The sequence below is a fragment of the Varibaculum sp. genome (assembly GCF_008661855.1).
GTDB classification, from domain to species: Bacteria; Actinomycetota; Actinomycetes; order Actinomycetales; family Actinomycetaceae; genus Varibaculum; species Varibaculum timonense_A.
On sequence record NZ_RPZY01000039.1, the window covers coordinates 24,236 to 30,235 of the forward strand.

At 46.1% G+C, this 6,000-nt stretch carries 8 protein-coding genes; 2 read left to right on the forward strand and 6 right to left on the reverse strand.

The genetic code is table 11. The features are described from left to right. Positions 1-83 precede the first annotated feature (83 nt). The 5 genes from QZT94_RS04960 to QZT94_RS04980 form a co-directional block, all read right to left on the reverse strand. Positions 84-368: a type II toxin-antitoxin system YafQ family toxin gene (locus tag QZT94_RS04960; RefSeq protein WP_072510146.1), complete on the reverse strand. Its 285-nt coding sequence runs from the start codon at positions 366-368 to the stop codon at positions 84-86. After that, entirely contained in the window at positions 355-609 is a 255-nt protein-coding gene (locus tag QZT94_RS04965) for a type II toxin-antitoxin system RelB/DinJ family antitoxin (protein ID WP_072510145.1), read from the reverse strand. The genes QZT94_RS04960 and QZT94_RS04965 overlap by 14 nt, the downstream gene beginning before the upstream one ends. Positions 610-791: 182 nt before the next feature. After that, positions 792-1,133: a nucleotidyltransferase family protein gene (locus QZT94_RS04970; RefSeq protein ID WP_296762738.1), complete on the reverse strand. Its 342-nt coding sequence runs from the start codon at positions 1,131-1,133 to the stop codon at positions 792-794. Between the two features lie 144 nt (positions 1,134-1,277). Beyond that, a complete protein-coding gene (locus QZT94_RS04975; protein WP_072510143.1) occupies positions 1,278-1,544 on the reverse strand; it encodes a type II toxin-antitoxin system RelE/ParE family toxin in 267 nt (88 codons plus the stop codon). Next, complete coding sequence (locus tag QZT94_RS04980) at positions 1,528-1,803, reverse strand: type II toxin-antitoxin system RelB/DinJ family antitoxin (RefSeq protein WP_296762735.1); 276 nt, start codon at positions 1,801-1,803, stop codon at positions 1,528-1,530. Before QZT94_RS04980 ends, QZT94_RS04975 begins: the two co-directional genes overlap by 17 nt. A gap of 317 nt (positions 1,804-2,120) precedes the next feature. Between QZT94_RS04980 and QZT94_RS04985 the strand changes: the two genes are divergently transcribed. Together QZT94_RS04985 and QZT94_RS04990 are read left to right on the forward strand one after the other, a co-directional pair. Then, complete coding sequence (locus QZT94_RS04985) at positions 2,121-4,175, forward strand: hypothetical protein (RefSeq protein ID WP_296762733.1); 2,055 nt, start codon at positions 2,121-2,123, stop codon at positions 4,173-4,175. A 1-nt stretch (position 4,176) separates the two neighbouring features. Beyond that, positions 4,177-4,821 carry an ABC transporter ATP-binding protein gene (locus QZT94_RS04990; RefSeq protein ID WP_296762731.1) on the forward strand — a complete coding sequence of 215 codons (645 nt, stop codon included), beginning with the start codon at positions 4,177-4,179 and terminating at the stop codon, positions 4,819-4,821. Between the two features lie 439 nt (positions 4,822-5,260). Here the strand turns inward: QZT94_RS04990 and QZT94_RS04995 are convergent, their stop codons facing one another. Beyond that, complete coding sequence (locus QZT94_RS04995; RefSeq protein WP_072510139.1) at positions 5,261-5,509, reverse strand: hypothetical protein; 249 nt, start codon at positions 5,507-5,509, stop codon at positions 5,261-5,263. Between the last annotated feature and the right edge of the window lie 491 nt (positions 5,510-6,000).

Below are 6,000 nucleotides of genomic sequence, written 5' to 3' on the forward strand. Positions count from 1 at the left end.
CGCTTGCCATTACTTGTTATGCTATTAGCTATCGCTTCAAACGAACTGCAACTGACTCAGATGAACACTAAGCAAAGCGGGTTCTAAAACAGGTCATCGTGAGACCCGGTTCGGGTGAGTACCAACAATAGCTCGCTTTTCTCAACTCGGTATATCAGTAGCCAATCTCCCTCGAGGTGAATTTCGCGGTATCCTTTCCACTGACCTTGCAACGCGTGGTCGCGATACCGGGTTCGTAACTCGTCGCGATTCTGAGCCAATAGGGCTGCAACTGCGCGTGCCAACTTCGACGGATTGTAATGCTTTTTGAACAGTGCCTTCGCGTCGCGTTTGAACTGAGAGGTGCGAAAGACTCTAGTCAGCTTCATTAAGATCTGCCATTAGCTCAGCTACACTATCAAAGGAAGCTCCGGTGCGGGATTCGGCTTCAGCACGAGCCAGTAGGTTGGCTGAATTTTCCCGGCGCGGCGTGAACGGAATACCGTTGCTGGCAATCGACTGCCTCAGAAATATGTTAATTGCAGTGCTCATATCTAACCCCAGGTCGCGGAACAGCTCCGCGGCCTGACTTTTCGTCTGGTCATCAGTTCGGAAGGATATGTTAGCCACCAGAAGCACCCTCTTTCCATGCAATTGCTACTACTATGTACCTACAATAGCATTAATTTTGCGTGAAATTAATAGCTAAGATATCATCATTGCTGAGCGTTCCCGGTCGAGGGTTACTAACGTGCATGACTTGCTTTACCATCGCAGCGAGCTCGCCAAGCGCTTTAACCACAACTTTTGGATCAGGAGTTGGAGCCATGATTTACCGCGATTGCCTGGGAACGTGCGTGCTCTGCCACGTACCCTTGAGAAGAGATCGGCATAATCTCAACCGGGTTGTGCAGCATCTTGCTTAACTCAATTTCTAAAGCTGCCAAGTTGAAGTAGCTTGCACCCGGAAGGAACTCCACCAACAAGTCGTAATCTGAATCTCTGGTTGCTTCGCCCCTGGCAACCGAACCAAAAACCCAGTATTTTCCAGTGCCTTTATGGCGCTTAATGACATCACGTACGTCCCCCTTGACAGCACGAAGCCGCTCTAGGGATGGAGCACTCGCTGTAACCGGATTGGTCGTGATTGTCATACTGCTATCTTAGTTCGTGACTCAAAGATTAAAAAGCCTTCTTCGCCTGTTTTGCCTTGGGTGGGACGGTAGAACCTCGCTGGAAGATAATCGCCGGTGATGCTGATTGGAAGAGGCTTTGTCAGTGTAACTTACTTTAGCTTTTCATCGTTCATAGATATCGCGGCGGTGTCCTAAATCAATCGCTAGGATTAGTAGCTCTGAATCTACGATGTCGCAAATAACCCGGTAGTTTCCCACGCGGTAACGCCAGTAGCCGGTTAGTTCGCCTTTTAGGGCTTTACCTTTTGAGCGGGGGTTATCTAGCTGGCTGACAGTATGGAGTTCTTTTAGGATGCGCTTCGCGGCGGTGTTGTCAATCTTGCTGAGAGCCTTTTCTGCGCGCCGGGTAAAATCAATTTTCCATACCATAGCGAGCCATCATTTCTTCTAGGCTAACGGTATCGAGCTGTCCCGCGCGGTAGGCTGTTGAATCTCGATGTAAAGCGTGAGCGTAATCGGACATTGGCGCCGCCACTTCGAAGGGGATACGTCGTTCAGTCCCAACTTTTTTTGCAAAAATCGTAAAGGCGGCGGTAAGAGTCAACCCCATAGCTTTACAAGCATCTTCCATCGACTCTTTTACATCAGTATCGAGCTTAAAATTAACATTTGATGTTGCTGTTTTCATTACGAATCTCCCTTTTTGTGTAGTTATTTTCAGTCTACTTTGTTATTTTGAGTTTGTAACCCATTATTTTTCTGGCTGCTCAAAGTTTAGGGGTCAATAATTTGACTTAGAAAACTCCCGTGAATCGCTCAGCACCCTAAATAATCCTGGGGAAACCGTGACGTGATAGAGGGCATGTCTATTAGGATAGGGGTGTGAGGCGACAGGCTTTTCTTAGGTATGTAACTTTCTCGCAATCTTAGAAATTACTATCAACTCTTATACAGAAAGAAGTGAGAATAGTGCGGAGCTTGGATTTTCTAGTTCTCGGAGTATAAATGTCATATCCACACCGGATTCAGCGGGTCGCTGTAGGCCTCACATCATTCTTTGTGGTTATGTGTTTTTTCGCCTTAGCGGCGATTTATGCTGAGCTCGATTCAAGAGGAACGATAGCAAACTCGCGTTCACCGGTATATATCTCCGATGAGGAGAACGCGAGCTTTGCTTATCGAGTGGATAATACTTATATTGATTCTCACCTTGTAGGGGTATTGGAGCTTGAACCGCTGAGTGGTGACAGTGAGTTGCCTGTAGGATTAACAAAATGGCTCGAGCCCGGGACAATAGCGGTCTCTAGGGCTGCGAAACAATATTCAGATATTTTGGAGCGCCAGTTTGGGTCGATTCAAGCGGTAATTGATGACACGGTGATTCTAGATGGCGAAATTGTCGTCTATTATCGACCGAGCAATGGGAAAGCTTTTATTGATTTGGCACGAAATGAAGAGGGCGTGTTTTTCTCCTCCGGTTTTGCCAAAGATACCCGTAAAGGTGCCATTTTTGGAGATGTAAACTATGAGCAATGGTCACAGTACTTATTACCGGTGGCTCTTTTAATTTTTATTTTCCCCCTTATCCTCAACCTTCGGGCTACACGTGAATCAGTAGCGGAGTTACTTGCTGGAGAACGGTTCGTGCTCGAGAGTATCGGTGCTCCGCGTCGTCAACTCATTAGGCACTCGGTTACCTACCTCTATAAACCGTATTTGCTGGGGGTTAGTCTAGCTGCGTTACTAATCTTTGTTCTGGTGATGGGATATGTGCGTTTACCTTTCACGGGTTTTCGGCTTCACTCCGGTATCTATCTTGATGCGTCCTTAAGATTAATCGCATATCTTGCACTAGCAACAAGTATCACCTTTTCTTACTTAGCCTGGCCAAAATTGCGCCAAACCCGCACCCACTCCGGTATGCGTTGGTCTTTCGGTACGGGAACGAGGCTTTTGCTTTTCGGGCTTGGAATTGTTATTGCAACTGTCATGGGGGTGTTCTGGTTGAATATTCCCGATATCCTTGTGATTCCTTTAATCCTGCTTACAGTTTTCTTGGTGATTTTGGGGTTACATTCAACTCTCGCAGTTCTGTGCACTGTCGTGACGAATTTTGTAACGAAAAAACGAGGTATAAATCTGCGAACTGGCGTATTTTTTCGCTGGATAATTAACCATCCCTATGAAGCTTCTCGAACTGGTGCTTTGGCAGGAGGTTTCGTTGCTGTCGGAGTTATTCTCGTAGCTTTGTTTGGAATCATCACGGGAGCTCAAGATCCTCCACCCAGACCTCCGGAAGGTATCCAAGTTGTGAAGACATCACTCACTTGTTCTGGAGATTACGCGTCATGTTTAGCCAATGCGGCATCTAAGATTGCTTCTCATGACCCTAAACTGGCTGTTTATGTAGCGACCTATAATCAAGGCGTTGCAGAAATAAGTGCAGGGCAGGTGAACCCGAATCATCTTCAAGACTATGTCCAGCATAGATTAGTTCCCGAATATGGTGCGCAACTCGATGAAATATCGTTATCCTCTCGGTGGGTCTGGATTTATACGATTTCTGAGCAAGAAGAGGATTTGCTATCACAAATCCAGGGAATTAAGTTCGATACCGCTATAACCCCTCTGTCAATTATTGATGGAGAGAGCGAAAGGGCGATAGCGGAGACCTATAGACAGCAGGCAACCTGGTTGACGTTATTTACTGTGCTTGGTTTCATATATGCAATGACCTCAATATGGATGCAATACGCGCGGGAAACGACCGCTCGTGCCAGAGAATTCGCTTCTATTGCATCATTGACTGGAAAATCTGCTGTTATTGCCCGAACCATGGCGATGCGTAACACAGTAGTTAATTCGGTGACAGGAATAGCCTCCATAGGGATCGGCATCTTTCTCGCGAGCCAGTTCTTTTTTAAGTTTGGTGAATTCTTCCCCTGGATGTTCATAATCAGTATGGGAATCATTTACCTAGTTTTTATTCTTACCCAAGCAATTCTCATGTACGTCCTAGTTAAGAAAGAAGCCGCTAGTTGGCTTCCGGGAAAGAGCTAAAATGAGCATACTAGAATGTCGTAATCTCTCGTGTGGTTATAAAAACCCGCTGTTTACTGCGCTCAATCTTGAGATTGATGCGGGAGAGACCGTGGCAATTATGGGGCGTTCTGGTGTTGGTAAGACCACCCTCCTGTCCACAATCCTTGGCATGAACCGTCCGCTGGACGGAAGTGTTCTAGTTGATGGCACGAACGTCAATAATCTTAAATTTGATCAGCTAGCACGTTTGCGCTCAACCACAATTGGTGTCGTGTTTCAAAACGGTGAACTCATGAGCGGATACACCGCACTCGATAATGTTATGTTGCCACGCTTACTTTGGGACAAGAACGATTCGACCGTTCACGATGAAGCGTCACGACTATTAAGTGAACTCGACGTGGAAGAATCTCGAATGGCAGAACAGCTATCTGGAGGTGAACGCCAACGGACAGCACTCGCGCGTGCCCTCATCAATAACCCCAAGCTGATACTGGCAGATGAACCCACTGGCGCACTCGATACAGAGTTACGCGAAGAAGCCATGGAGCTACTGCTTACCCAAGTTCGCCAGCGTAACTGCGCCCTCATGCTAGTCACCCATGATCCTTCCGTCGCTGCAAAAGCGGATAGAACGATTACGCTAGTCCGTAAACAGGTGTAGTATGCCTTGTTCCCCGCTGCTGGAGGCTTCTATTGCTCGGTTTCTAGCGCCCCACCGGCGCGCCGGGGGGAATTGTTAAGTTCTGTTAGCTAGTTCAATACTTGGGGGTTAGAACATGAAACCCGCCCACGAGAAAACCTCCGTAACGTTTTATTAGATTTCCTTTACTTCCTTTCTGAAATTGATATTTATGCTTTCAATCAAACAAGGGTTTAGATGGGGCTTAGCTCCATTAGCGACTAGATTTTCAGGGGTGTTAGTTCGATTGTAAGTGGTGCTTTCGCGCGTGAATCCGAGACATTGAAGCAGAATAGTTTCACGTTTCATAGTTCCGTATTAAACGTATTCATGCCAGCAGTAATACTAACGACCTAACATACAGAAAAAACTATCAGTCAAACCTACAACAAACTTATTATCTTTTGCTAATATACGTGACCTAAACAATGTCGAGGTAGGGTATAACACCTAGTAGCTGAAGTGCAGCTAATACCGCAACTACTGCCGCTGCAATTCCCAGGAAAAGCTGCAAGCGTAGTTGCCTATTAGCTAAACGTAAACGTTGATATAAAGTACGTTTTCGTCCAGTTTTTTTATCTTTAGCATTAGGCATTTCAACCCAAGAAACAAAGCAGAAAAACACCGCTAAACATCCAAACAAAATAAACTCAATTATTAGTTTCACCATTTGAATATCTTCCTGTAGGTCCCGCCATCTAGAACGCCTGTTTAGCCATGTCTACACAACTCTTTATCCCGATTATATCCGCAACGACACTTCCTCCATATTTAAGGATATTTAGTGAGTTACCTCCTGATTGGTAAGACATCGACTTACGTTATGCCCTTTTTAGATTTCGCATTGATTTCACATTATTTGCGAATACCTTAACTTCTTTTATTATCGTCAAAAAGCGCACCTTATTTGTGCCACAAAGTCTTGAGCGAGGTAAGAGCCTCCCGCACAGGGACTGCTGAATCCCGCGAGGGACGCAGGAGGGTATCGCAACTACAGCGAGTAAGAAGTTTTACTACTTACTTGAATTTATCGACGATATTATTCTTGTCGGGGTTTAGCGGGTTAAATGGGTCGTGAGATAACCGGGGAATAGCGGAGGATGGGTGGCGTGCCACTGGTGCCCTGCGCCGTGGATAACCTCTAGGTGAGCTGTGGGGATA

Excerpts from the sequence above, each read along its gene's own strand:
- QZT94_RS04960 (WP_072510146.1), bottom strand. The coding sequence starts at position 368 with ATGAAGCTGACTAGAGTCTTTCGCACCTCTCAGTTCAAACGCGACGCG.
- QZT94_RS04970 (WP_296762738.1), bottom strand. The coding sequence starts at position 1,133 with ATGACAATCACGACCAATCCGGTTACAGCGAGTGCTCCATCCCTAGAG.
- QZT94_RS04975 (WP_072510143.1), bottom strand. The coding sequence starts at position 1,544 with ATGGTATGGAAAATTGATTTTACCCGGCGCGCAGAAAAGGCTCTCAGC.
- QZT94_RS04980 (WP_296762735.1), bottom strand. The coding sequence starts at position 1,803 with ATGAAAACAGCAACATCAAATGTTAATTTTAAGCTCGATACTGATGTA.
- QZT94_RS04985 (WP_296762733.1), top strand. The coding sequence starts at position 2,121 with ATGTCATATCCACACCGGATTCAGCGGGTCGCTGTAGGCCTCACATCA.
- QZT94_RS04990 (WP_296762731.1), top strand. The coding sequence starts at position 4,177 with ATGAGCATACTAGAATGTCGTAATCTCTCGTGTGGTTATAAAAACCCG.
- QZT94_RS04995 (WP_072510139.1), bottom strand. The coding sequence starts at position 5,509 with ATGGTGAAACTAATAATTGAGTTTATTTTGTTTGGATGTTTAGCGGTG.